Here is a 22,942-nt window from a genome sequence, read left to right as displayed (position 1 = left end):
GTCGCGGGCGGGCCGGGTCGCGACGGGCGGCGGCCGAAGGTGCGGGCCGCGCGCTGGACGGCCTTCGGGCTGGGGCTCGCGAGCGCGGCCACGGCCGCCGCCGTGCTGCTCTCGACCGCCGCGCCGGAACCGGTCGCGCCGCCGTCCGCCCGGCAGATCCTGCTGGCCGCCGCCACCTCGGTGGCCAAGCAGCCCGCCGACGGCTCGTGGTGGGGCAACAAGCTCGTCAGGGGCGCCCGCTTCCACGACCCCACCGGCCGGTACGTCATCCAGACGGCCACCGCCGAGGAGACGTGGATCCCGGTGGGCGAGATGACCGAGCCCCACTGGATCGTGCAGCGCTACCTCGGCGCCAAGCCCGCCACGCCCGAGGACGAGGCGGCCTGGCGCGCCGCCGGTTCGCCGCGGTCGTGGACGTACAAGACGGTGAACCCCAACGACCTGGCCGGCAACCCGTTCGACGTGGAGGCCGCGCCGGGCGAGCCGGAGTCGTTCGAGTCGCGCGACGTGGACTGGCGGCTGCTGTCCACCGGCAAGACCCTCGACGCGATGGACGAGCTGCCCGCCACGCCCGAGGGGCTGCGCGCGCTGCTGGCGCCCTCCGGCGACGTGGACCTCCTGCTGGAGAACCTGCAGAGCCTGATCGCCTACATCCCCGTCTCCTCCGAGGTACGGGCGGCGGCCTACCGGCTCATGGCCTCGCTGCCCGGCGTGATCGCCCGCGGCGCCGTCACCGATCAGCTCGGCCGGACCGGTCAGGCGGTCGAGTACCGCAGGCCGCACCCGAGGCGGGCCGGGCACCACGTGCGGGTCCGGCTGATCGTCGACCAGGTGACCGGCGAGCCGCTCTCCGTGGAGACGCTCACGGACGACACGGGCGAGCTGCAGTCGTTCGTCGCCGTCGAGGAGAGCGTGTGGACCGACCGCGAGCCCGACTTCCCCAACCCCTACCGCGATTGACGAGGACCTCTGACATGAGAACGTCACTGGCCGCCTGCCTGGCCGCCGCCACCGCCGCCTCCGTCCTGGCGTCCCCGGCGACCGCCGCCGCCGAGCGGGCACCAGAGGGCGGGTACTGGCACACCAAGACCGTCCAGGTGCTGACCCACCCGCGCAAGGTGGGCCGCGACGAGAAGTACTGGGTCGTGGAGCGCCGGGTCAGCGAGGAGTGGTCGTCGCGCGACGGCCGGTCCTGGGTCGCCTTCCGCCGCTTGGGCGCGACGCCCAAGACCGCCGCCGACCGGGCGGCGTGGAAGCGCGACGGCTCCCCGGACCAGTGGAGCTACCGCACCGAGGGCATGCTGGCGGAGCTGTCGCGCGAACCCGAGAAGGGCTTCGTGAAGCAGGTCAAGGGCGGCCCCGGCTGGATCATCGGCTACACGCGGCTGACCTTCGAGGAGTTGCAGGCCGCGCCTGCGGACCCGGAGGGGCTCGTGAGCTGGCTGCGGAGGCTCAACACCGCCCCGGGCGAACCCGCCCCCGACATGAATCAGATGCACGGCGCGTACGAGAACCTCCTGCACAACGTGCCCGTGCCGAAGGCCGTGCGCCGGACCGCGTACGAGGTGTTGTCGAAGCTGCCCGGCGTGACCGTCGCCGACGCCGGCAAGAACCGCGAGAAGCTCACCTACCGCAGGCAGGACGCGAAGCACACGGCGCTGCACACCTGGGTGATCGACACCAAGGACATGCTCCTGGTCGAACGCGATCTCGACACCGTCCACGACGGCGAGCAACTGCTGGCCAAGACCTGGACCATGACCATCGAATCCGGCTGGACGAACCGCGAACCCGCCGTCCCCGGCGCCCGCTGAGCCCGGACACGGTTGTGCCGCCGAGGAGGAAAGGATCTCCTCGGCGGCACGTCTGCGGGGTGCTGCAGGGGTGGCCGGGGGTCAACGGGCGAAGACGATCACGTTGTCGCGGTAGCTGTTACGTGATCGGTCGAACGTCCCGCCGCAGGTGATCAGTCGGAGCTCGGCGCCCTTGGCGGTGCCGTAGACCTCCTTGTCGGGGATGCGGCTCTTCGGGTAGCGGGCCAGCCGGCCCACCACGAACGTGACCGTGCTGCCGTCGGCCCGGTCGACGTGGATCCTGGCGCCCTTGCGCAGCTCGCGCAGGCGGTAGAAGACGGCGGGGCCGGTCTTGGAGTCGACGTGGCCCGCGATCACGGCCACGCCCTTCTCACCCGGCTCCGGGCCCGCCTTGTTCCAGCCGACGCGGGTGAAGCTGGTGGGCGCGACGAGCCGGCCGTCGGCGTCGAGCCGGAGCGCGGTCACCCGGGTCGAGACGCCGATGGCCGGGATGCGTAACCGCACCGGGTCGGCCACGTCCGCCGCCGCCCGGCCCCCGCTTTCGGCCGCCGCCGGCTGCGTGATCCCGCCGGCGCCCGCCATGTCGCGGGCCACCGGGCGCGCGACCTCACCCACCGCCTCGGGGGCGGCGGGTCCGAGCCGGGAGGCGCTGGTGGTCTCCGCGTCCATGACGTTCCCGGGGACGCAGGCAGTGGTCGCGGCCAGGGCGCACGCGGCGGCGGCCGCCAGCATGAGGCGCATGGTCAGCTCTCCGTGAAGAGCGTGCGCCGCAGCCAGTACGCCGCCACCGCGAGCACCCCGAGGAAACCGAGGGCCAGCGGCACCGCGGGCGCCGTCCAGGACGTGCCGCTGGCGGCGGCCTCGTCGCTCACCGTGGCGAACTCGCCCCCGGAGTCCCCGTGACCGGCGGTCCCGCCCATCCCGGTCTCCACCCCGCCACGGGGCGCGTCGTCATCGTCGTCGTCCAGCACCGCGGCCCCACCGGCACCGGTGTCCACGCCGCCCCGCGGCGCGTCGTCGTCATCGTCATCCCGCGCCACAGCGCCACCGGCACCGGTGTCCACGCCGCCCCGCGGCGCGTCGTCGTCATCGTCATCCCGCGCCACAGCGCCACCGGCACCGGTGTCCACGCCGCCCCGCGGCGCGTCGTCGTCATCGTCATCCCGCGCCACAGCGCCACCGGCACCGGTGTCCACGCCGCCCCGCGGCGCGTCGTCGTCATCGTCATCCCGGGTCACGGCCCCACCCGCGCCCGCGTCCACGCCCCCGCGCGGGCCGTCGTCGTCATCGTCGTCGGCGAAGGCCGTGATGTGGATGGACGGCAGGGCGGCGGCCTGGGCGGTCGTCGTGGTGAGGGCGGTCGTGGCGCCCCCCATGCCGAGGGAGATCGCGGTGGCGAGCAGCGCCCGCCGTAGTGCCTGACTCATGTCTGGCCCTCCTGGTGTTGCCGCGGCCCGTCCGCGGCTGTTCCCCAGCGTGTCGACAGGCGGTTGGACCACCATGAGCCCGAGATGAAAGGACTCTCACCCCGCTCACATGCTCGGACGGGACCGGGCGCACCAGGCGGCCACCGGCGTGAAAGCATCGGAAGTGTAGCCGAGCGCGTGTGGAGGCAGGGGTGGCTGACGAGTTCGACGTCATCGTGATCGGTGGCGGTCCCGCCGGTGAGAACGTCGTGGACCGGGCCGTACGCGGCGGACTGACCGCCGCGATCATCGAGGAGCGGCTGGCCGGCGGCGAGTGCTCCTACTGGGCGTGCGTGCCGAGCAAGGCGCTGCTGCGCCCGATCGACCTGGCGGGCGAGGTGCGCAGGGTGCCGGGTCTCTCGCTCGGCCCGATCGACGTGGCCGCGGTGCTGGCCAGGCGCGACGAGGCCGTCGGCAACTACGACGACTCCGGCCAGGCGCGCTGGATCGAGAGCGTCCCGGCCGAGCTCATACGCGGCCACGGCCGCCTCGACGGCCCCCGGCGGGTACGCGTCACGACCCCGGAGGGCGAGCGCGTGCTGACCGCCCACCACGCCGTCGTGCTCGCGACGGGCAGCGTCCCTGCGCTGCCGCCGGTCCCGGGCCTGGCCGAGGCCAACCCGTGGACCAGCCACGAGGTGACCGCCGCGAAGGAGATCCCGGAACGGCTGGCGGTGGTGGGCGGCGGCGTGGTCGCCTGCGAGATGGCCCAGGCCATGCACGGCCTCGGCGCCCAGACCACCGTCCTGGTACGCGGCGACGGCCTGCTCGGCCGGATGGAGCCGTTCGCCGGCGAGATGCTCGCCGACTCGTTCGCCGAGGCCGGCATCGACGTGCGCACCCGCATCGGCGTCGTCGGGGTCGAGCGCCCCGAGCCGGGCGGCAAGGTGACGCTGCACCTGTCCGACGGCCTGCCGCTGGAGGCCGACGAGCTGCTGATCGCGACCGGCCGCCGCGTCGCCACGCACGACCTCGGGCTCGACACCGTCGGCCTGCCGACGGACGCGCCCGTCGAGGTGGACGACAGCCTGCGCGCCACGGGGATCGCCGACGGCTGGCTGTACGCGGTGGGCGACGTCAACGGCCGCGTGCTCCTCACCCACATGGGCAAGTACCAGGCCCGCGTGTGCGGTGACGTGATCGCCGCCCGCGCCCGCGGCGACGAGCTGCCCGGGATGCGCGACCTGGCGGGCGGCTACGGCGCGCCGCAGGTGGTCTTCACCGACCCGCAGATCTGCGCGGTCGGCCGCACCGAGCGGGCGGCCCGCGACGACGGCTTCAACGTACGCGTGGTCGACTACGACATGGGCGCGGTCGCCGGGGCGTACCTGATGGGCGACGGCTACCGCGGCAAGGCCAGGGCGGTCGTCGACGAGGACAGGAAGGTGCTGCTCGGCGTCACGTTCGCCGGCCCTGGCGCGGCCGAGCTGCTGCACGGCGCGACGATCGCGGTGACCGCGGAGGTGCCGCTCGACCGGCTGTGGCACGCCGTCCCGTCGTTCCCGACCGTGAGCGAGGTGTGGCTGCGCCTGCTGGAGACGTACGGACTCTGAGGCGCGGACTCTGAGGCGCGGACTCTAGGAGTAGTACTCAGCGGAGGCCGCACGCGGGCGTGACGGCGCGGATGACGTCCGCGTCGGGCGCCGCCTCCACCATCAGCTCCGCCACCGTCTCCTCGACGCTGTCCCGCAGCTCCACGTGGGACAGCAGGTCGGTCAGCCGCAGCACGGTCAGCAGGTGAGCGGAGGGACGTACCAGGATGATCCGCCCGTGGTCGCCCTCCTCCTCCATCCGCTGCAGGGCCATGCCCAGCACGCCGATGACCGAGGAGTCGTAGAAGTCGAGGTCGGCGAGGTCGAACACGAGGACAGGCCCTTCCGACCAGTCCCACACGGCGTTGACGCACGCGCTGAACCGGACCCGGCCCGCGTGGTCGAGCTCGCCGCTGGCGCGCAGGACCGTGCACGGAAGGTGCCGGGTCGTCTCGATCAGCAATGCCTTCCCGCCCACGCTGTGAACCTGCCCAATGTGCGGCATTATCACAGTTGATCCCGGTTTTTCCAGGCCCCTTACGCGCGCTCGACCCCGCGTTGACGCATCAGCCCTGGATGCCGCACTCCAGCGTCGGCACCGCACCCGGCACGGGCGCCAGCATCACCAGCAGCGGCGAGTTGGTCGGGCTGGGCACCGTCAGCTCGGTGACGTTGCCGCGCACGCTCACCTCCGGCGTGCCGAGGTCGCCGTCCCGCAGGCTGAACACCCGCTCCACCGACGGCGCGGCGGCGTGCACCATCTTCTTGGCGGCGTGGCGCAGCCAGCGCAGCTCGCTGTTGACCCGCCGCCACGTGGCCGGGATGAGGCTGGCCGGCTCGGCCTTGGTCCCCAGCCGGAACGTGATGCGCCCGCTCGACCCGAACCGGTCCTTCAGCGCCGGGTTGACCAGGAACATGCCGGCGCGGATCTGCCGGGTGCCCTGCCGGTTGAGGTTGGCCAGGCCGCCCGCGCTGATCAGCGTGTAGAACTCGCAGCGGATGCCGTCGAGCGTGTCGGGGTCGTAGTCGACGGCCGGCGGCTCCTCGAACACGACCTTGTTCAGCCGCACCCCGGCCACCCCGTCGGGCGCGACGCGTCCCTTCAGCGCCTCCCGCACGTCCTCGCTGACGCCGTCGCCCTCGGTGACGTCGAGCGCCTCGATGCAGACCAGGCCGTCGTCCGGGATCTCCTCCGGCGTCAGGTCGAAGGACACCCGGGCGTGCGACTTCCTGCCGCGCAGCAGGACGCACTGGCGCAGCCGCCCCTGCGAGCGGATCTGCACGAAGCGCGGCCCCGGGCCGGCGGGCTCCGTACGCCCGGTGTGCCAGCCGCTCACCGAGCGGTCGTCCGTGGACAACCCCAGCGTCACCCGCAGCGGGCGCCCCTGCGCCGAGACCTTGAAACCGACCATGCCGGACGTCTCGAAGCGGCCGATGATCTGGCTGCCGCGGTGCAGCCGGTCGGTCACCTGCAGCGCCGGCACGTCGCCGGTGAGCAGGTGGACGGGCGGGACGGCGGGCACGATCACCTGGTCGAGGTCGGTCGCGGGTCCCGTACTGCTGCTCATCTCGTACTCCTCGAGGGGGTCAGTGTCGTGGCCAGAGCGGCCGGGTCATGGAAGTCGAACCGGGTCAGCAGCGGTTCGCGCCGCTTCCACAGGCGGGCGACCGCGGCGTAGAGCGGATCGCCGTCGCGTTCGGCGTGCCGCAGGTTGACGGTGAGCACGCGGGCGTAGTCGTCCCCGTGCTCCCAGTGAGGCAGGAGCTGGCTCGGCACGTCGGCGCCGCAACTGCGCAACCAGAGCCAGAGCCGGGCGCGTTCGCGCTGCTCGGGGCCGAGGACGGTGTCGCCCTTGGCGTGCCGGGCGATGGCCTCCTGCAACAGCGAGCACAGCTCGTACGGCGTGCGCGGCACGTGTGTGGCGCCGCACGCGCCGCCCTCGGACCACCCGGCCTGGATCACCGGGATGCCGAAGGCGGGCAGGTCGCTGTCGCCGAACGTGACGCCCACGTCCGTCACGCTCCACAACACGTTCGCGGACAGGGCGCCGGTCACGCCTCTGATCCGCGGGTTCCCGGTGGCGGGAACGGGGTCGAGGAACAGCCAGTTGGCGGCGTCGTCGCGCGCGGCGAACTCGGCCGTGGCCTCGAACAGCTCCTCGTCCAGGCCGGGCGAGTGGCCGAACACGGCGATGGTGGGCCGGTCGGCGTCGATGCCCAGGCGGGCGCAGCCGTAGTGGCGCAGCTGGCGGCGCTCGGTCTCCGTACGGATCTGGTAGCCGCTCTTGGCCCGCCAGGCGACGCGCTCGGCGCTGGGCCTGATCGTCTCCCGGTACGGCCACACGTGCCGTTCGAAGAACGCCCCGATCCGGGCGGGCAGCTCCTCCTGCAGCGAGCACGGACCCTGGTCGGGGAAGAGCGCGTACGCCCTGAGCGTCCCGCCGCCGTGCACCAGCACGACGGGGACCTCCCTGTCCACGGCGCGCTCGGCCCGGCTGGTGACCAGCGCGGCGGGCGGCACCTCGGGCCGGCCGTCCGGCGCGGCGCCGAACGCCTCGGCCAGCGGCGCCCACTCCGGCGCCGCGAGCACGACGAGCCGCGCCGAGACCAGACCGCAGATCGCCTTGGCCACCAGCAGCGTACGGACCACGACCCGCGGGTCATCGTCGTCGTACGCCTCCGCGACGACGCATCTGTCGCCGCTCGGGCTGTCTCCCCAATAAGTCCTGGCGGCGGCCAGCAGGCGATCGGCGTGCTCGCCCTCCCCGACACGACGCATAGCAGCCCTCCACCAAGGCCTGGAAGAAATGCCCTGGTAGACGTTGCCAGACCGGCGGACGAGCGCCACGCGGGCAACACGGTTCTTTGCCGCCACCTGGCAGAAACTCGGCCGCCGCAGAAGGAGCGCTTGATCGCACTCGACACACAGACCACGAGCCGCCCGAACCATCCGCATGTGGCCCGAACTCCCGCAAAAAACCTGGGCCCGGGGCGAACATTCGCCGCCCATGGGGCATCCAAGGTTTTACATGGAGCATGTCATGCCCGGGTTTAGGATGCACCGTATTGCCACGAGGGGGAGGGTTATCCAGCATGGGTTCCCGTATGTCGAGTATCGCGCGGCTGGCGGCGGCCGCGACGGCGGCCGGCGTGGTGGCCGCCGCGATCGCGTTGCCCGCTGTCGGAGGCACCGGAGCGGTGTTCGTCTCGGCGTCGGAGGAACTTGGCATCCAGCCTGAGGAGCTGAAGGAACCCCCGCTGGCCGAACGGACCACCGTGGTCGACGCCGACGGCAACGAGATCGCGTACTTCTACGAGGAGTACCGCGAGAACGTCCAGCTCGACCAGGTGGCCGACATCATGAAGACGGCCATCATCTCGATCGAGGACTACCGCTTCTACGAGCACGGCGCGATCGACATCGAGGGCACCATGCGCGCCCTGGCCAAGAACCTGGCCTCCGGCGGCATCGCCCAGGGCGGCTCGTCCATCACCCAGCAGTACGTCAAGCAGGTGCTGCTCAACTCGGCGACCACCGAGAAGGAGAAGAACGCCGCCCTGGAGGCCAGCTACGGCCGCAAGCTCAGGGAGCTGCGGTACGCGATGGCGGTCGAGGAGAAGTACACCAAGGACCAGATCCTGGAGAAGTACCTCAACATCGCCTACTTCGGCGCCGGCGCGTACGGCGTCGAGGCGGCGGCCAAGCGCTTCTTCGGGGTCAGCGCCTCGGAGCTGACCCTGCCGCAGGCGGCGACGCTGGCCGGCGCCGTGCAGGACCCGAACGCGACCGACCCCAACCTCGGCAAGGACCACCGGGATCGGCTGCTGAACCGGCGCAACGTGGTGCTCGACCGGATGGCCGAGCTGAAGAAGATCACCCCCGAGCAGGCCGCCGAGGCCAAGGAGACGAAGCTCGGCTTCAAGGGCACCCCGATCCCGGGCGGCTGCGGGGAGAGCGACTACCCGTACTTCTGCATGTACGTGCGCAACGAGGTGCTCAGCAACCAGGCGTTCGGCAAGACGAAGGTGGCGCGCGAGCAGTTCCTCAACCGGGGCGGCCTGACGATCCAGACCACGCTCGACCCGAAGATGCAGAAGGCCGCCGAGCAGGCCATCAGGAAGCACGTCCACGCCGGCGACAACCCGGTGGCCTCCGAGGCGCTGGTGGAGCCGGGCACGGGCGCGATCAAGGCCATGGCCGCCAGCCGGAAGTACGGCACCAACAAGCGCAAGAAGGAGATCTCGTACAACGTGGTCGCCGACGCGGTGCACGGCGGCGGCGTGGGCTTCCAGGCGGGCTCGACGTTCAAGACGTTCACGCTGCTCACGGCCCTGAAGAAGGGCATGAAGATCAACGACGGGATCACCGTCGGCAGCGGCTACCGGGCGCCGTACTACTCCTCGTTCAAGAACTGCAAGGGCGAGAACATCGGCGACCCGTCCCACACCGTCACCAACGACGAGGGCGGCGGCGGCTTCAAGACGCTGGCCACCGGCACCTGGGAGTCGGTCAACACCTTCTTCGTGGCGCTGGAGCAGAAGGTCGGCCTGTGCGACACGGTCAAGACCGCCAAGTCGCTCGGCATCAAGCGCTCCGACGGCCTGCCGCTGCAGGAGTACGAGACGTTCACGCTCGGCATCAACGAGATGGACCCGGTGACCGTGGCCAACGCCTACGCCGCGATCGGCGCGCGCGGCAAGTACTGCCGGCCGATGGTCATCACCAAGATCACCGACCGCAACGGCAAGGTGACGAACTACCAGCCCAAGTGCAAGCAGGCGATCGACCCCGGGGTCGCCGACGCCGCGGCCGACATCCTGTCCGGCGTCTTCACCAAGGGCACGATGCGAGCCGTGGGCGGCATCGGCCGCCCGGCGGCCGGCAAGACGGGCACCACCGACGCGCAGGCCACGGCCTGGTTCGCCGGGTTCACCCCCGACCTGGCCGGGGCGGTCAGCATCGGCGACCCGCGCGGCTCGCAGGACTACAAGCTGAACAACATCACCATCGGCGGCCGATACTACCCGTCGGTCTTCGGCTCCTCCATCCCGGGCCCGATCTGGAAGGACACCATGATCAACGCCCTGAAGGGCGTGCCGCCGACCGACTTCCACCCCGTCGACACCGAGCGGTTCGGGGGCTGCGGCTCCAGCTGCCGGCCGGTGCAGCAGGAGCCGGACCGGGAGGAGCCCACGGGGCCGCTCGACGAGGCGGACGTGACGACCGTCCTCGACTGAGGATTTTCCTGATCGTCGGATATGGAGGAATCGGGCGCGGAAATAATCCGTGATCCGCGACTCCGGTCGATCTAGCTGAGCGAATTCGGAGTGCGTCCGCACAGGCGGGCGCACTCCCAGCAAAGGCCCTATTAACAAGGGCGAAACATTGCTAACGTGGGAGCGCTCCCAGGATCTTTTCCCGCGAGGTGATCCATGACCGAGCAGCCCACACTGGCACAGGTCGCGGCCGCTGCCGGGGTCTCCCCCGCGACCGCGTCGCGCGTTCTCACGGGCTCGGTGCGGGTCAGTACGTCGACCCGCCGCCAAGTGTACGACGCGGTGTCCCGAATGGGATACGTCCGACATCGCGCACCCCGCGGAACCTCCGCCGGAACCATGACCGACGGCGTCACGGCAGTGGTCTGCGACCACCTCCCCCGGCTCTTCTCCGAGCCGTACTACGCCAGGCTGCTCTCCGCCGCCGGCAACGTGATCGCCGAGCACGGCACCCACCTCATGGTGACCACCGTCAGCCCCGCCTCCGCCACGCTGCCCGCGTTGTCCGGCTCGGTGCTGATCGTCGGCGCGCGCGAACGCCACCCGCTGGCGATCAAATTGTCCACCTCCGGCATGCCCGTGCGGGGCATCGGCCGGCCGCCGCACGACCTCAAGCTCCCGTTCGCCGACGTCGACAACCGCGACGGAGGCCGTCAGGCGGCCGAGCACTTCCTGCTCACCGGCCGCCGCACCATCGCCGCCATCGGCGGCCCGCCGTCCCTGCCCGGGGCCCGCGACCGGCTGGAGGGCCTGGTCCGCACCCTCCAGGCGGCCGGCCTGCCCGACGTGCCGGTGGCCTACGGCGACTTCACCGCCGCCTCGGGCGTCCACGCCATGCAGTGGCTGCTGCGCCACGCGCCGGGCGTCGACGCCGTCTTCGCCGCCTCCGACCTGATGGCGGCGGGTGCGATCCAGGCGCTGCGCCGGGCAGGACGCAAGGTGCCGACCGACGTCGCGGTGATCGGGTTCGACGACGCCCCGGTCGCCCGGCAGACCGTCCCCACGTTGACCACCGTCCGCCAGCCCGTCGAGGAGCTCGCCACCGTCGCCACCCGGCTGCTCCTGACCGGAGCCGGGGGCGTCGATCCCGTGCTCCCCACGGAACTGGTGGTCCGTGAGTCGGCTTGAGCCGGGGGACGTGCTGGCCCGGCGGTATCTGCTCCTGGATCCGCTGGCCCACGGGGGGATGTCGGTCATCTGGCGTGCCTTCGACCAGTCGCTGCACCGGATGGTCGCCGTCAAGGTGCTCACCGCCTCGCTGCACACCGACCCCGGCCAGCGGGTCCGCGTGCGCAGCGAGGCCAGGGCCGCCGCCCGGTGCATCCACCCCGACGCGATCGACATCTACGACTACGGCGAGACCGTCACCTCCTACGGCGGGGTGGCGGCGTACGTGGTGATGCCGCTGCTCGACGGCACGCCGCTGGCCGAACGCGTCGAGGAGGGGGCGCTGCCGTGGCAGGAGGCGGCCTCGATCGCGCTGCGGCTGGCGCGGGTGCTGACGGCCGGGCACGCGCGCGGCCTGGTGCACCGCGACGTCACGGCCGAGAACGTGCTGCTCACCGCCGACGGCCCCAAGCTGCTCGACTTCGGCATCGCGGCCTGGGCGGGCGACCCTGACGACGACCGCGGCACGCCGCCGTACGTGGCTCCGGAGCGGCTGCTCGGCGCGCCGACCCATCCGGCGGTCGACGTGTACGCGCTCGGCGTGCTGCTGCACACCATGCTCACCGGGCGGAGGCCGTACCCGGAGACGACGTGGGAGGAGATCGAGGCGGCCCGCCGGACGTCACCACCGCCGCGCGTTCCCGGGGTCCCGAAGGCGGTCGCCGACCTCTGCCGGCGCTGCCTCGCGCAGGACCCCCGGCAGCGGCCGACGGCGGCCCAGGTCGCCGCGACCCTGACGTCCGTCCTCGGCACGGCCACGCTCACGCGGAACGTCCGGCGCGGCGTCACGCTGATCGGCTCCGTCCTGCTCGCCCTGTCCGCTCTGCTGTGGTTCCAGCAACCGACGCCGCCCCGTCACCAGTCCGCCCCACCTCCCTCGTCCACGCCGTCGGAAAGCACACTTCCGTCGCCCGCCTGGACCTCGCCCAGGGAACGCACGGTCGAGCGTCCACCGCCATCGGAAGGCGCCGTCGAACAGGCGGTCGCGGAGTTCCGTACCGTCCTGGAGGACGGCACGGCCTGCGGCAGGACCGACGCCGACGTCATCCTGGACCTGCGCCAGGTCCTCCAGCACGCCGTCACGCCCCACGGCCCGGCGGAGACCCGCACGGAATCCCTCCGCCGCAAACTCTCCGACCGCTCCCGCGAAGGCCGCCTCGCCCCGGCCTGCGCCAACGCCCTCCACCTCCACCTGGACGCCCTCGACGCCGCCCTCCGATCCGAGTGACACCCCATCCGGAGCCGAACGGCTTCATTTTGGGAGCGCTCCCAAAAGTGCATGACCGTGATCGGCTGAAAGTTTCACCGCGCGTTGTCGGACCGCCGCCGACCGTGTTTCAATGCGGGAGCCGGGCGGGCAGGTCGGGTTTCCTCTGTCGTCAGCGCAAAGGAATCCCCCATGAGGTCCCTCAAATCGGCGGTCGTCGCCGCCGTCCTCGTCCTCGTCACCGCACTCCTGATGGCGCCCACGCCGGCGCAGGCCCACGGCGTCACCATGTTCCCCGGCAGCCGTACGTTCCTGTGCTGGCAGGACGGGCTGCGGGACAACGGCCAGATCCAGCCGTACAACCCCGCGTGCGCGGCCGCCGTCCAGCAGAGCGGCACGACCCCGCTGTACAACTGGTTCGCGGTTCTGCGCTCCGACGCCGCCGGTCGCACCAGCGGCTTCATCCCCGACGGCCAGGTCTGCAGCGCCGGCACGGGCGGTCCGTACGACTTCACGGCCTACAACGCGGTCCGCTCCGACTGGCCGGTGACGCACCTGACGTCGGGCGCGACGATCCAGATGCGGCACAGCAACTGGGCCGAGCACCCCGGCACGTTCAGGTACTACGTCACCAAGAACGGCTGGAACCCGGACGCCCCGCTGAAGTGGTCGGACCTGGAGCCGTTCGGCAGCGTCACCGACCCGCCCAAGTCGGGCGGTCCGGGCGGGCTCAACTACTACTACTGGGACACCCGGCTCCCGTCCGGCAAGTCCGGCCGGCACATCATCTTCACCCACTGGATCCGTTCGGACAGCAACGAGAACTTCTACAGCTGCGCCGACGTCGTCTTCGACGGCGGCAACGGCGAGGTGACCGGGGTCGGCCCCGGCGGCAGCGGCCCGTCGCAGCCGCCGACCGAGCCGCCGACCGAGCCGCCGACTGAGCCGCCGCCGTCGAACGGCGCCTGCACCGCCACCTGGCGGGCCACCGACACCGGCTGGGCCGGCCACTTCCAGGGTGAGGTGACCGTCCGCAACACCGGCACCGGCGCGATCAACGGTTGGACGGTGAAGTGGGCGTACACCGGCGGCCAGGGCTTCGACGGCTCGCCGTGGAACGGCGTGCTCACCGGGCAGCCGCCGAACGTGACCGTCAAGAACGCCGCCTACAACGGCACGCTCGCGCCGAACGCCACCACCACGTTCGGCTTCAACGCCACCGGCTCGATCCCGAGCCCCGCTCCCACCCTGACCTGCACGAGCCCATGACCGAGCGACGTCGCGGGCTCCTCGCGGCGATCGTCACCCTGGCCGGCCTGGTGCTGGCCGGGGTGACGCTGTTCGCCGCCAGGCAGCCGTCGTCACGACTCGGCGAGGAGCTCGCCGCCCAGGTGACCCTGGCCCTGGAACGGGCCTCGCCCGGCGAGCACCACGCCCACGGCCACGGCTTCGACTCGCGGGTGGTGTGCGCCGTGGAGCCGTTCGGCGTCGAACCGGCGGACGCCGACTCGCTGGTCGAGGTGCGGTGGGTGTACGCGCGCCACATGTGCGCGATCACCGGGGAGAGCCCTGACTGGGCCGCCTCCGTACGGGCCTCCGGGCCGATCGCCGTCGAGATGGGCGTCCCGCCCCGGATCACGGTGCCGGAGCCCGGCGCCGGCTATCCGGACCGGGTCCGGCGGATCATCCCCGAGCGTTACCACGAGGAGGCGTTCGCGGACTTCTCCGACGACGCCGCGATCGAGGCTGCACGCGAACGGTTCGCGCTGGCCACCACCCGCTGAACGGCCGCTCCCGGCGGACGAGGCCCTCGCCCCTCACCAGGCCTGCCGGGATGAAAGTTTCAGCTCTGTCCGGTGGCGTTCGGCGAGCGTGCGGGGCGGTCGGCGCCCGTACGGCGGCGGGCCGCTGTACAGGGCGGCGGGCGCGACACACGATGGGAGCGCTCCCAGCCACCTATTCCTGGAGATGATCGCCCGTGAGACATCGCCTCCGCAGATGGGCCGTGACGATGACCGCCGTCAGCGTCGCGGCCCTGGGACTCGTCGCCGGCCAGGCCACGGCCGCGAACGCCGCCGTCGCCTGCGACGTGACCTACACCGCCAACACGTGGACGAGCAGCCCGGGCCAGGGCGGCTTCACCGCGAGCATCACGTTGCGGAACACCGGCGACCCGCTCACCTCGTGGACGCTGGCCTTCGACTATCCCACGACCACCCAGCGGTACACGCCCAGCGGCTGGGGTGCGAACTGGAGCCAGTCGGGCACCCGGGTGACCGGGACGAACCTGGCGTACAACGGTGACCTGGCCACCGGCGCGTCCGTCAGCGTCGGCTTCAACGGCACTTGGTCGGGCGGCAACCCGAACCCGACGGCGTTCAGCGTCAACGGCACCGCCTGCGGCGGCACGACGCCGACCACCCCGTCGGTGGTCACCTCGGCCGGGTCGGTCGCGGTGAACGAGGGCGGCACGGCGACGTTCACCGCCCGGCTGTCGGCGGCGCCGTCCGCGAACGTCACCGTCACCACCACCAGGACGGGCGGCGACGCCGACCTCACCGTCGCCTCCGGGGCGAGCCTGACCTTCACCCCGCAGAACTGGAACACCCCGCAGACGGTCACCCTGGCCGCCGCCCAGGACGCCGACACCACCGCGGGCACGGCCGCGTTCAGCCTCGCCGGCACCGGCGTGACCGGAGCCACGGTCAACGCGACCGAGGTGGACGACGACTCCACGGTGGAGCAGGCGATCATCGTGACCCCGGCGTCGGTGACGGTGCCGGAGGGCTCGACCGGCACGTACACCGTACGTCTGGCCGCCCGGCCCGACGCGAACGTGACCGTCACCACCACCGCGGGCGGCGGCGACACGAACCTCACCGTCTCCGCCGGGGGCGGCCTCACCTTCACGCCGCAGAACTGGAACACCCCGCAGACGGTCACCCTGGCCGCCGCCCAGGACGCCGACACGGACAACGGCACCCGTGCGTTCACCGTCGCCGCTCCCGGCCTGACCTCGCGCACGGTCACCGCCACCGAGGCCGACGACGACGGCGGCAGCACGCCGGGCCACGTCGAGAACCCGTACGCCGGGGCGACCGGCTACGTCAACCCGAACTGGGCGGCCAAGGCCGCGGCCGAGCCCGGCGGCGACGCCGTGTCGGACGTCTCCACCGCCGTGTGGATGGACCGCATCGCGGCCATCGGCGGATCGTCGTCGGCCATGGGCCTGCGCGCCCACATGGACGAGGCCGTCCGGCAGGACGCCGCCAACGGCTCGGCGCCGCTGACCATCCAGGTCGTCGTCTACAACCTGCCCAACCGCGACTGCTCGGCGCTGGCCTCCAGCGGCGAGCTGCTCATCGCCGAGGACGGGTTCAACCGCTACAGGACGCAGTACATCGACCCGATCGCCGCCATCCTCGGCGACCCCGCGTACGCGAACCTGCGCATCGTCACGATCATCGAACCCGACTCCCTGCCGAACCTGGTCACCAACCTGAGCGTGCCCAAGTGCCAGGAGGCCAACGGCGCCGGCGGCTACGTGGACGGCGTCCGCTACGCCCTCGACCGGCTGCACGCCATCCCGAACGTCTACACGTACGTGGACGCCGGGCACCACGGCTGGCTCGGCTGGGACTCGAACTTCGCCCCGGCGGTGAACCTCTTCCACAGCATGGCCACCGGCACCGCCGCGGGTGTGGACAGCGTGGACGGCTTCATCGTCAACACCGCCAACTACTCGGCCACCACCGAACCGCACTTCACGGTCAACACCACCGTGAACGGCACGTCCGTCCGGGACTCGACCTGGGTGGACTGGAACCAGTACGTCGACGAGCAGAGCTTCGCCGCCGCCCTGCGCTCCGCGCTCGTCGGCCGGGGCTTCGACGACGGGCTCGGCATGCTGATCGACACCTCCCGCAACGGCTGGGGCGGCAGCGCCCGCCCGACCGGCCCCAGCACCTCCACGGATGTGGACGTCTTCGTCGACGAGTCCCGCGTCGACCAGCGCATCCACGCCGGCAACTGGTGCAACCAGAGCGGCGCGGGCATGGGCATCCGTCCCACCGCCGCCCCCGCGGCCGGCTTCGACGCCTACGTCTGGGTGAAGCCGCCGGGCGAGTCGGACGGCTCCAGCAGGGAGATCGAGAACGACGAGGGCAAGCGCTTCGACCGAATGTGCGACCCGACGTACGGGGGCAACGACCTGAACGGCAACAACCCGTCGGGCGCCCTCCCCGACGCCCCGCTGTCAGGCCAGTGGTTCCCCGCCCAGTTCCGCGAACTCCTCCAGAACGCCTACCCGCCCATCGACTGAAAGGCCGGGAGAGGCCCGCCACCCGGGCCTCTCCCGCACGTCGATCGGCCATCAACAGGACGTCGTAAAGTTTTCATTCAAACAGGGATTGATGAAAAGAAGTTTCGGGTCTATGTTCCTGATCAACGGGGCGCCCCCACTTACCCACCTGTCCAGAGAAGGTGAGTAGTCCCCATGATCAGTTCCCTCAGCCGGTTACCGATCCGTACCTCCGCCGCCGTGGCCCTGCTGGTCACCCTGGCGACGGCCCTGCTCCCCCAATCCGCATCGGCGCGGAGCACCGGCGTCCTCGCCACCCACAAGAGCCCGTTCAACTGCGGCAAGACGTTCTACGCCAACAACTGGACCCCCTCGCACAACCCGTCAGGCTCCATCGACTGGCAGAGTTACGGCAGCGACGCCATCAACGGCGAGACCGTACGCGCCACCGCCGGGGGCACCGCCTACTTCAACGACGCGGGCAGCACGAGCTACGGCAAGTGGGTGGAGGTCCGTCACAGCGACGGCACCAGGACCCGCTACGCCCACCTCGCCACGATGGTGCGCGCGGCCGGCGGCTCGATGAGCGTCAGCCAGGGCACCGTGATCGGCACCGTCGGCTCGACGGGCGGCAGCACCGCCCCGCACCTGCACTACGAGCAGCGCACCTCCACCGGCGCGGTCGACACCAGCCCGACCGTGGACGGCGTGACCGTGTCCCTGGGCCAGCGCAAGGCCGTCACCAGCACCAACTCCTGCGGCGGCGGCACCAACCCCTACACGCCGGAAGAGGTCTGCGGCAGCGGTTACGCGGTCATCGACTCGGCCGCTCTCACCGGTGGCCGCACGTACCTGCTCTACAACTCCGGCAACGGCTACAACTGCGTCACGACGCTGAAGACGACGAATGTCGGCACCGCCTCGTCGATGTCGGCCTTCCTCGAACCGCAGGGCGAGGCCAGAGCGACCGACTCCGGCAGCTACGGCTACTACGCCGGGCCGGTCAGTCGCTCCGCTCCAGGACAGTGCGTCAGGTGGGGCGGCTCGATCGGCAGCAGCTCGTACACGAGCCCCTTCGAACACTGCGGCTGAGTTTCGGATGACCCGCCGGGCCCAGGGGGCCCTGGGCCCGGTTTCGTGGTTTCGCGCCAGTTTGACGCCCCTTACGGCTAACCGCTATCTATTAGCTCACCGTTAGGGGGTCCGCATGCAAGACGCAGTGCTGGCGATGCTCGCCAAAGAGCCGTCGCACGGATACGGCCTGCGCGCCCGGCTGCGGCAGAGCCTCGGCCCGCTGGGCGAGTCGATGAACCCCGGCCAGATCTACGTGACGCTGGCCCGGCTGGAGAAGGCCGGGCTCGTCGTCTCCGAGCGGGCACACGGCCTGCCCGAGCGGCCGGAGCGCAAGGTCTATGCGCTGACGCCGGCCGGGCAGGAGCGGGTGGCGGCCTGGCTGATCGAGGTGGACTGGCCGAAGCCGGACCTGGCGGAGTTCCATCTCAAGCTCGTCGCGGCGGCCGCGACCCGCCTCGCCGACCCGGTCGAGCTCGTGGCGGCGCAGCGCCGCGAGCTGCTGCGCCGCCTGCGCGAGGCGCAGCACGCGCTGCTGGCCGAGCCGGCGGGATCGCCCGCCGCCCTGCTGCTGGAGGGGATCGTGCTGCGGCTGCAGGCGGACCTGCGCTGGTTGGCGGCCTGCGAGCAGGCGTGGTCCAAGGTGGATCGCGAAGCTGAGGACGCATGAACGTGGTGGTCCGGGTCCGCGGCCTGGTGAAAGAGCACGGTCAGGGCCAGAGCCGGGTCCGCGCGGTCGACGCGGTCGACCTGGAGGTGCCCCAGGGGCAGACGCTGGCGGTGATGGGGCCGAGCGGCTGCGGCAAGTCCACCCTGCTGCATCTGCTGGGCGGCCTGGAGCGGCCCACCGATGGGGAGGTGTGGCTGGCCGGGCGGCGCGTCGACACCCTGACCGAGCGCGCCCTGGCGCGGCTGCGGCGGCGGTCGATCGGGTTCGTCTTCCAGGCGTTCCACCTGGTGGAGGAGCTGTCGGCGGCCGAGAACGTCGAGCTGCCCGCGCTGCTGGCCGGCTGCTCGCGGCGGGAGGCCAGGCGGCGCGCGGGCGACCTGCTGGAGCGGGTGGGGCTCACCGCCCGCGCCCGCCATCTGCCCTCGGAGCTGTCCGGCGGGCAACGCCAGCGGGTCGCCATCGCCCGCGCCCTGGTCAACGAGCCGCTGGTCGTCCTGGCCGACGAGCCGACCGGCAACCTCGACACCGCGGCGACCCTCGACGTGCTGCGGATCTTCGAGGACCTGCGCGCGGAGGGCCAGACCCTCGTGATCGTCACGCACGACGAGCGGGTCGCGGCCAGCGCCGACCGGCTGGTCTCGATGCGCGACGGGATGTTCGTCGACGACACGCGGCTGGCCGGCACCGGCACCGGGTGGCTCGGCGGGCTGATCGGGCTGGAGGGCTGACCGCCGTGGGCTCCGTCGTGCTCGTCGTGCGCCTGGTGCTGGCCGACGTGCGGCGACACAAGGCCCAGGCCCTGATGCTCCTGCTCGCGGTGGCCGTGGCCACCGCGACGATGGCCCTGGGGCTGTCGCTGCGCGGCGTGAGCGACGCGCTGTACGAGCAGACCCGCGCGGCCACCGCCGGGCCGGACGTGGTGGCGCTCTCCGGCGACACGGGCCCCGACGTGACCGCGGCCCTGACCGCGCTGGCGGACGCCCCCGAAGTGGTCGCCCACCACGGCCCCTACCGCATCGTCTACGCCGACCTCACCACCCGCGACTCCATTTCGTCCCCCGTGGTGGTGCACGGCTTCGCCGAGACGCCCGGCGCGGTCAACCGGCCGCTGGTGACCTCGGGGCGTTGGGTGCGCAACGGCGGCACGGTCCTCGAACGCGGCTTCGCCACCGCGCTGGGCGTCGGCGTCGGCGACCGCGTCACCATCGCCGGCCGGTCGTACCCCGTCGTCGGGATCGCCGTCACCGCGGCCACCTCCATCTACCCCTGGGCGGCGCAGATCGGCCCGGGCGGCGGCCCCAGCGACTACACCGGCCTGGCCTGGATGACGCGATCGGACGCCTGGGCACTGGCGTCGGCCCAGGATCTCCCGGTGACCACGGCCCTGGACCTCAAGCTGCGCGACCCCGCCCGCACCGAGGCCTTCCGCGAGGCCCACCCCGTCTCCACCGTCAGGGTCACCTTCCACTCCTGGCAGTTCAAGGCCCAACAGGACATGGTCATCCTCAGGAACAGCCGGCCGATCCTGGTCGTCGGGGGCTGGCTGCTCAGCTTCCTGGCCGTCACCGGAGTGGCGGCGCTGGCCGCGGGACGCGCCGTCGAGCAGACGCGCCGGGCCGGGCTGCTCAAGGCCGTCGGCGCAACCCCGGGCCTGGTCGCCACCGTCCTGCTCACCGAGTACCTGGCGCTGGCGCTGGCCGGCGGCGCGCTCGGGCTGACGATCGCCCGCCTGACCGCGCCTGTCATCGCCAGCCCCACCGCCAGCCGGATCGGCGACGCCGCCGGGCTGACCGGCGCCACCGTCGCCACGGCGACCGTGCTCGCGGTGGCGGTGGCGGTGTTGTCCACACTGCGTCCCACCCTGCGGGCCATGCGAACGGCGACCGTCACGGCGCTGACCGTCACCGCGCACCGGCCCCGTCATCGGCCCTGGCTCACCGCGTTGTCGGCGCTGCTGCCCACGCCGCTGCTGCTCGGGCTACGGCTGACCGCCCGCCGACCGGGCCGCGCCGTGCTGCAGGCATGCTCCACCGCCACCACGGTCATCGCGATCGTCGCTCTGCTGGCCATCCACGTCCAGCCGGAGAGGGGCTACGGCCTGGGCGACTCCTCGGCCCTGCCCAACCTGCGGGGCGAGCAGGACCGCCTGCTGATGCTCACCGTCACCAGTCTCCTGATCGCCCTCGCTGTCGTGAACACCATCACGCTCACCTGGACCATCGCCATGGAGGCCCGGGCGAACATGGCCATCGCGCGTACGCTCGGCGCCACTCCGGGGCAGGTCTCCGCGGGGTTGTCCACCGCCCAGCTCCTGCCCAGCCTGCCCGGCGCCGTGCTCGGCGTCCCTCTGGGCCTCGGCCTGCTCTCGCTCTTCTCCGCCAGGAACGCGGTGGACCCCCCGCTCTCCTGGATGCTCGGCGCCGCACTCGCGACCCTCCTGGCGACGGCGGCGCTCACCGCCCTGCCCGCCCGCCTGGCGGCCCGCCGCTCGGTCGCGCAGACCCTCAGCGCCGAACACTAGCGATTCCTGCGCCACTCCGAGACGATCGTGTCCACGTCGTACGGCATCAGGTTGAGCGGAGGGCCGGACAGGCCGGTTCTGATCGCCTCGCGGATCCTGTGGTTGATGTCCTCGAGGATCTGCCGCACCTCGGCCTCGGAACGCGCGCCGCGCGCCTCGGCCAGCGCCTGCTCCGCCTCCTTGCGCAGCGCCAGGGTGGGCGGCAGGGGCATGGACAGCCCCTCGCTCTCGATCTTCTGCTTGATCCACCACATCTCGTCGAGGTGCCGGTCGAGCCCGGGCAGCGGCTTGCCCTTGCCCGGCAGGTCGTCGAACTCGCCGCGCTGCTCCGCCTCACGGATCTGCCGGTCGATCCAGGTCTCGAACGGAAGGCCGATGGGCTTGCGATCGCTCATGGACGGACCTCCTCAGGCCAGGTTGTGACTGGGCGCCAGCGGGCCGCGCCACCCGAGCACGGCCTCGGTCATGCGGACGGACGCGACCGTCGCGGCCACGTCGTGCACGCGCAGGATGCGGGCGCCCTTGAGGATGGAGACCACGTTGGCGGCGATCGTGCCCTCAGTCCGCCGGCCCTGGGGCCGGTCGAGGGTCTCGCCGATGAAGTCCTTGTTGGACAGCGCCACCAGCGTCGGGTATCCGATCGAGGTGATCTCCTCGAGCCGGCGCGTCAGTTCGAGGGAGTGGAAGGTGTTCTTGTTCAGGTCGTGCCCGGGGTCGATGATGATCTTGTCGGGCCCGATGCCGGCCTTCAGCGCGTACGCGACCCGCTCCCGCAGAAACGCGGCCACCTCGGCGACGACGTCGGCGTAGCTCGGCCGGAAGACGCGGCGGCCGGGGCCGCCGAGGCTGTGCGTGACCACCACCGTGGCGCCCGTCTCGGCGGCGACCTCGGCCATGCCCGGCTCGCGCAGGCCGTTGGTGTCGTTGATGACGTCGGCCCCGGCCTCGACGGCCGCCCTGGCCACCTCGGGCCGGTGGGTGTCGACCGAGATCACGGCGTCGGTGGCGGCCCTGACCCGGGTGATGACCGGCACGACCCGGTCGATCTCCTCGGCGGCCTCGATCGGATCCTGCGCGGCGCTGAAGGCGAACCCGCCGATGTCGACCCAGTCGGCCCCCTGATCCACGGCCTGGACGGCCGCCGACACCGCGTGGTCGAGCGCGAAGGTGCGGCCCTGGTCGTGGAAGGAGTTGGGGGTGCGGTTGACGATGGCCATGATCGCCACCTGGCGCTCGAAGTCGAACTCCCGCCGACCGATGCGCCGGACGGGAGAGATGATCCCGGGGGAAAGCTTCTCGCCGCTCAACGTAGTGATCCCTTTCCGTCCCCTCGAGACTACCTGGCGGCCTGCCAGGTCAGACGGGCCAGGTCAGGGGGACGGGATCAGTGGGTGAAGCGGCCGAGGAGCCGGGATCCGGGCGCCTGCACCCGGATCCCTCGCATGCCCCCGCGGACCCTCCGGCGCGGTAACCGCATGGTCAGCCGGACCGTCGTGCCGTCGGGGCCGGTGCGGAAGTCGGCCTCGTCGCACAGGTGGCGGATCAGGAAGATGCCCCTTCCGTAGTCGGCGCGTTCGGAGGGCAGGCGGTCCCCCCGTACGTACGCCTCGGGGATGCCGGTGCCGTGGTCGGTCGTCTCGGAGCAGACGACGCCGTTCACCGTCCACAGTTTGAGGAACCCGCGGCCGCCGGCGTGCTCGACGACGTTGACGACGCTCTCGTGGACGGCCAGCACGAAGTCGTCCCGGCGTGAGCCGTGCAGTCCCGCCTGCTCGGCCTTCTCCGCCACCGCGCGGCGCAGCCGGGTCACGTCCCGCTCGGTGAAGGGTTCGGCCATCAGCGTTCGCATGCGTCTCCTCGTGTCATCGCGGACGACTCATCCCGGACGACGCGGAACGCCCCGCGCAGCCCTCTCCC

General features: G+C 72.0%; 21 protein-coding genes. 13 read left to right on the top strand and 8 right to left on the bottom strand.

Annotation, left to right across the window (positions count from 1 at the left end; genetic code table 11):
* Positions 1-960: hypothetical protein (locus C1J01_RS49615; protein ID WP_181448607.1), on the top strand; the 960-nt coding region annotated here is incomplete at its 5' end.
* A gap of 14 nt (positions 961-974) precedes the next feature.
* The gene (locus C1J01_RS06945; RefSeq protein WP_111177230.1) at positions 975-1,814 is read left to right on the top strand and encodes a hypothetical protein; all 840 of its coding nucleotides are present in this window, start codon (positions 975-977) and stop codon (positions 1,812-1,814) included.
* 81 nt (positions 1,815-1,895) lie between these two features.
* Here the strand turns inward: C1J01_RS06945 and C1J01_RS06940 are convergent, their stop codons facing one another.
* Positions 1,896-2,555 carry a class F sortase gene (locus tag C1J01_RS06940; RefSeq protein WP_220039771.1) on the bottom strand — a complete coding sequence of 220 codons (660 nt, stop codon included), beginning with the start codon at positions 2,553-2,555 and terminating at the stop codon, positions 1,896-1,898.
* Positions 2,556-2,557: 2 nt separating this feature from the next.
* On the bottom strand, positions 2,558-3,241 hold the full coding sequence (locus tag C1J01_RS06935) for a hypothetical protein (RefSeq protein ID WP_111177228.1): 684 nt from the start codon (positions 3,239-3,241) through the stop codon (positions 2,558-2,560).
* Between the two features lie 191 nt (positions 3,242-3,432).
* Here C1J01_RS06935 and C1J01_RS06930 point away from each other — a divergent pair, with 191 nt between their 5' ends.
* On the top strand, positions 3,433-4,833 hold the full coding sequence (locus tag C1J01_RS06930) for a dihydrolipoyl dehydrogenase family protein (protein WP_111177226.1): 1,401 nt from the start codon (positions 3,433-3,435) through the stop codon (positions 4,831-4,833).
* A gap of 37 nt (positions 4,834-4,870) precedes the next feature.
* Here C1J01_RS06930 and C1J01_RS06925 read toward each other — a convergent pair whose 3' ends face one another.
* From C1J01_RS06925 to C1J01_RS06915, 3 genes are all read right to left on the bottom strand, one after another.
* On the bottom strand, positions 4,871-5,290 hold the full coding sequence (locus C1J01_RS06925) for an STAS domain-containing protein (protein ID WP_181448606.1): 420 nt from the start codon (positions 5,288-5,290) through the stop codon (positions 4,871-4,873).
* Positions 5,291-5,378: 88 nt separating this feature from the next.
* Positions 5,379-6,380: a hypothetical protein gene (locus C1J01_RS06920; protein ID WP_111177222.1), complete on the bottom strand. Its 1,002-nt coding sequence runs from the start codon at positions 6,378-6,380 to the stop codon at positions 5,379-5,381.
* Positions 6,377-7,591, bottom strand: a complete 1,215-nt coding sequence (locus C1J01_RS06915) for a hypothetical protein (protein ID WP_111177220.1) — start codon at positions 7,589-7,591, stop codon at positions 6,377-6,379. Before C1J01_RS06915 ends, C1J01_RS06920 begins: the two co-directional genes overlap by 4 nt.
* A 326-nt stretch (positions 7,592-7,917) precedes the next feature.
* Here C1J01_RS06915 and C1J01_RS06910 point away from each other — a divergent pair, with 326 nt between their 5' ends.
* From C1J01_RS06910 to C1J01_RS06865, 10 genes are all read left to right on the top strand, one after another.
* Complete coding sequence (locus C1J01_RS06910) at positions 7,918-10,050, top strand: transglycosylase domain-containing protein (protein ID WP_111177218.1); 2,133 nt, start codon at positions 7,918-7,920, stop codon at positions 10,048-10,050.
* 195 nt (positions 10,051-10,245) lie between these two features.
* Positions 10,246-11,217, top strand: a complete 972-nt coding sequence (locus C1J01_RS06905) for a LacI family DNA-binding transcriptional regulator (protein WP_111177216.1) — start codon at positions 10,246-10,248, stop codon at positions 11,215-11,217.
* Positions 11,204-12,484 (top strand): serine/threonine-protein kinase, encoded by a 1,281-nt coding sequence (locus tag C1J01_RS06900; protein ID WP_220039770.1) that lies wholly within the window; start codon positions 11,204-11,206, stop codon positions 12,482-12,484. Before C1J01_RS06905 ends, C1J01_RS06900 begins: the two co-directional genes overlap by 14 nt.
* 171 nt (positions 12,485-12,655) lie before the next feature.
* Positions 12,656-13,732, top strand: coding sequence for a lytic polysaccharide monooxygenase (locus C1J01_RS06895; RefSeq protein WP_111177214.1), 1,077 nt, complete (start codon positions 12,656-12,658; stop codon positions 13,730-13,732).
* Positions 13,729-14,247: a hypothetical protein gene (locus tag C1J01_RS06890; RefSeq protein WP_111177212.1), complete on the top strand. Its 519-nt coding sequence runs from the start codon at positions 13,729-13,731 to the stop codon at positions 14,245-14,247. Before C1J01_RS06895 ends, C1J01_RS06890 begins: the two co-directional genes overlap by 4 nt.
* Before the next feature lie 227 nt (positions 14,248-14,474).
* On the top strand, positions 14,475-16,784 hold the full coding sequence (locus C1J01_RS06885; protein ID WP_111177240.1) for a glycoside hydrolase family 6 protein: 2,310 nt from the start codon (positions 14,475-14,477) through the stop codon (positions 16,782-16,784).
* Positions 16,785-16,958: 174 nt separating this feature from the next.
* On the top strand, positions 16,959-17,855 hold the full coding sequence (locus C1J01_RS06880) for a M23 family metallopeptidase (protein ID WP_111177210.1): 897 nt from the start codon (positions 16,959-16,961) through the stop codon (positions 17,853-17,855).
* 115 nt (positions 17,856-17,970) lie between these two features.
* The gene (locus C1J01_RS06875; RefSeq protein ID WP_111177208.1) at positions 17,971-18,504 is read left to right on the top strand and encodes a PadR family transcriptional regulator; all 534 of its coding nucleotides are present in this window, start codon (positions 17,971-17,973) and stop codon (positions 18,502-18,504) included.
* The gene (locus tag C1J01_RS06870) at positions 18,501-19,232 is read left to right on the top strand and encodes an ABC transporter ATP-binding protein (protein ID WP_111177206.1); all 732 of its coding nucleotides are present in this window, start codon (positions 18,501-18,503) and stop codon (positions 19,230-19,232) included. Before C1J01_RS06875 ends, C1J01_RS06870 begins: the two co-directional genes overlap by 4 nt.
* Positions 19,233-19,237: 5 nt before the next feature.
* Complete coding sequence (locus tag C1J01_RS06865; protein ID WP_111177204.1) at positions 19,238-21,025, top strand: FtsX-like permease family protein; 1,788 nt, start codon at positions 19,238-19,240, stop codon at positions 21,023-21,025.
* Here the strand turns inward: C1J01_RS06865 and C1J01_RS06860 are convergent.
* From C1J01_RS06860 to C1J01_RS06850, 3 genes are all read right to left on the bottom strand, one after another.
* Positions 21,022-21,420, bottom strand: a complete 399-nt coding sequence (locus C1J01_RS06860; RefSeq protein WP_111177202.1) for a DnaJ family domain-containing protein — start codon at positions 21,418-21,420, stop codon at positions 21,022-21,024. The two genes, C1J01_RS06865 and C1J01_RS06860, sit on opposite strands and share 4 nt — an antisense overlap.
* A 12-nt stretch (positions 21,421-21,432) precedes the next feature.
* Positions 21,433-22,332, bottom strand: coding sequence for a dihydropteroate synthase (folP, locus tag C1J01_RS06855; RefSeq protein WP_220039769.1), 900 nt, complete (start codon positions 22,330-22,332; stop codon positions 21,433-21,435).
* 77 nt (positions 22,333-22,409) lie between these two features.
* Positions 22,410-22,874, bottom strand: coding sequence for an ATP-binding protein (locus tag C1J01_RS06850; protein WP_111177200.1), 465 nt, complete (start codon positions 22,872-22,874; stop codon positions 22,410-22,412).
* Positions 22,875-22,942 lie beyond the last annotated feature (68 nt).

It is taken from the genome of Nonomuraea aridisoli (genome assembly GCF_003236395.1).
GTDB lineage: Bacteria > Actinomycetota > Actinomycetes > Streptosporangiales > Streptosporangiaceae > Nonomuraea > Nonomuraea aridisoli.
This window is presented reverse-complemented; position numbering and strand designations above follow the sequence as displayed.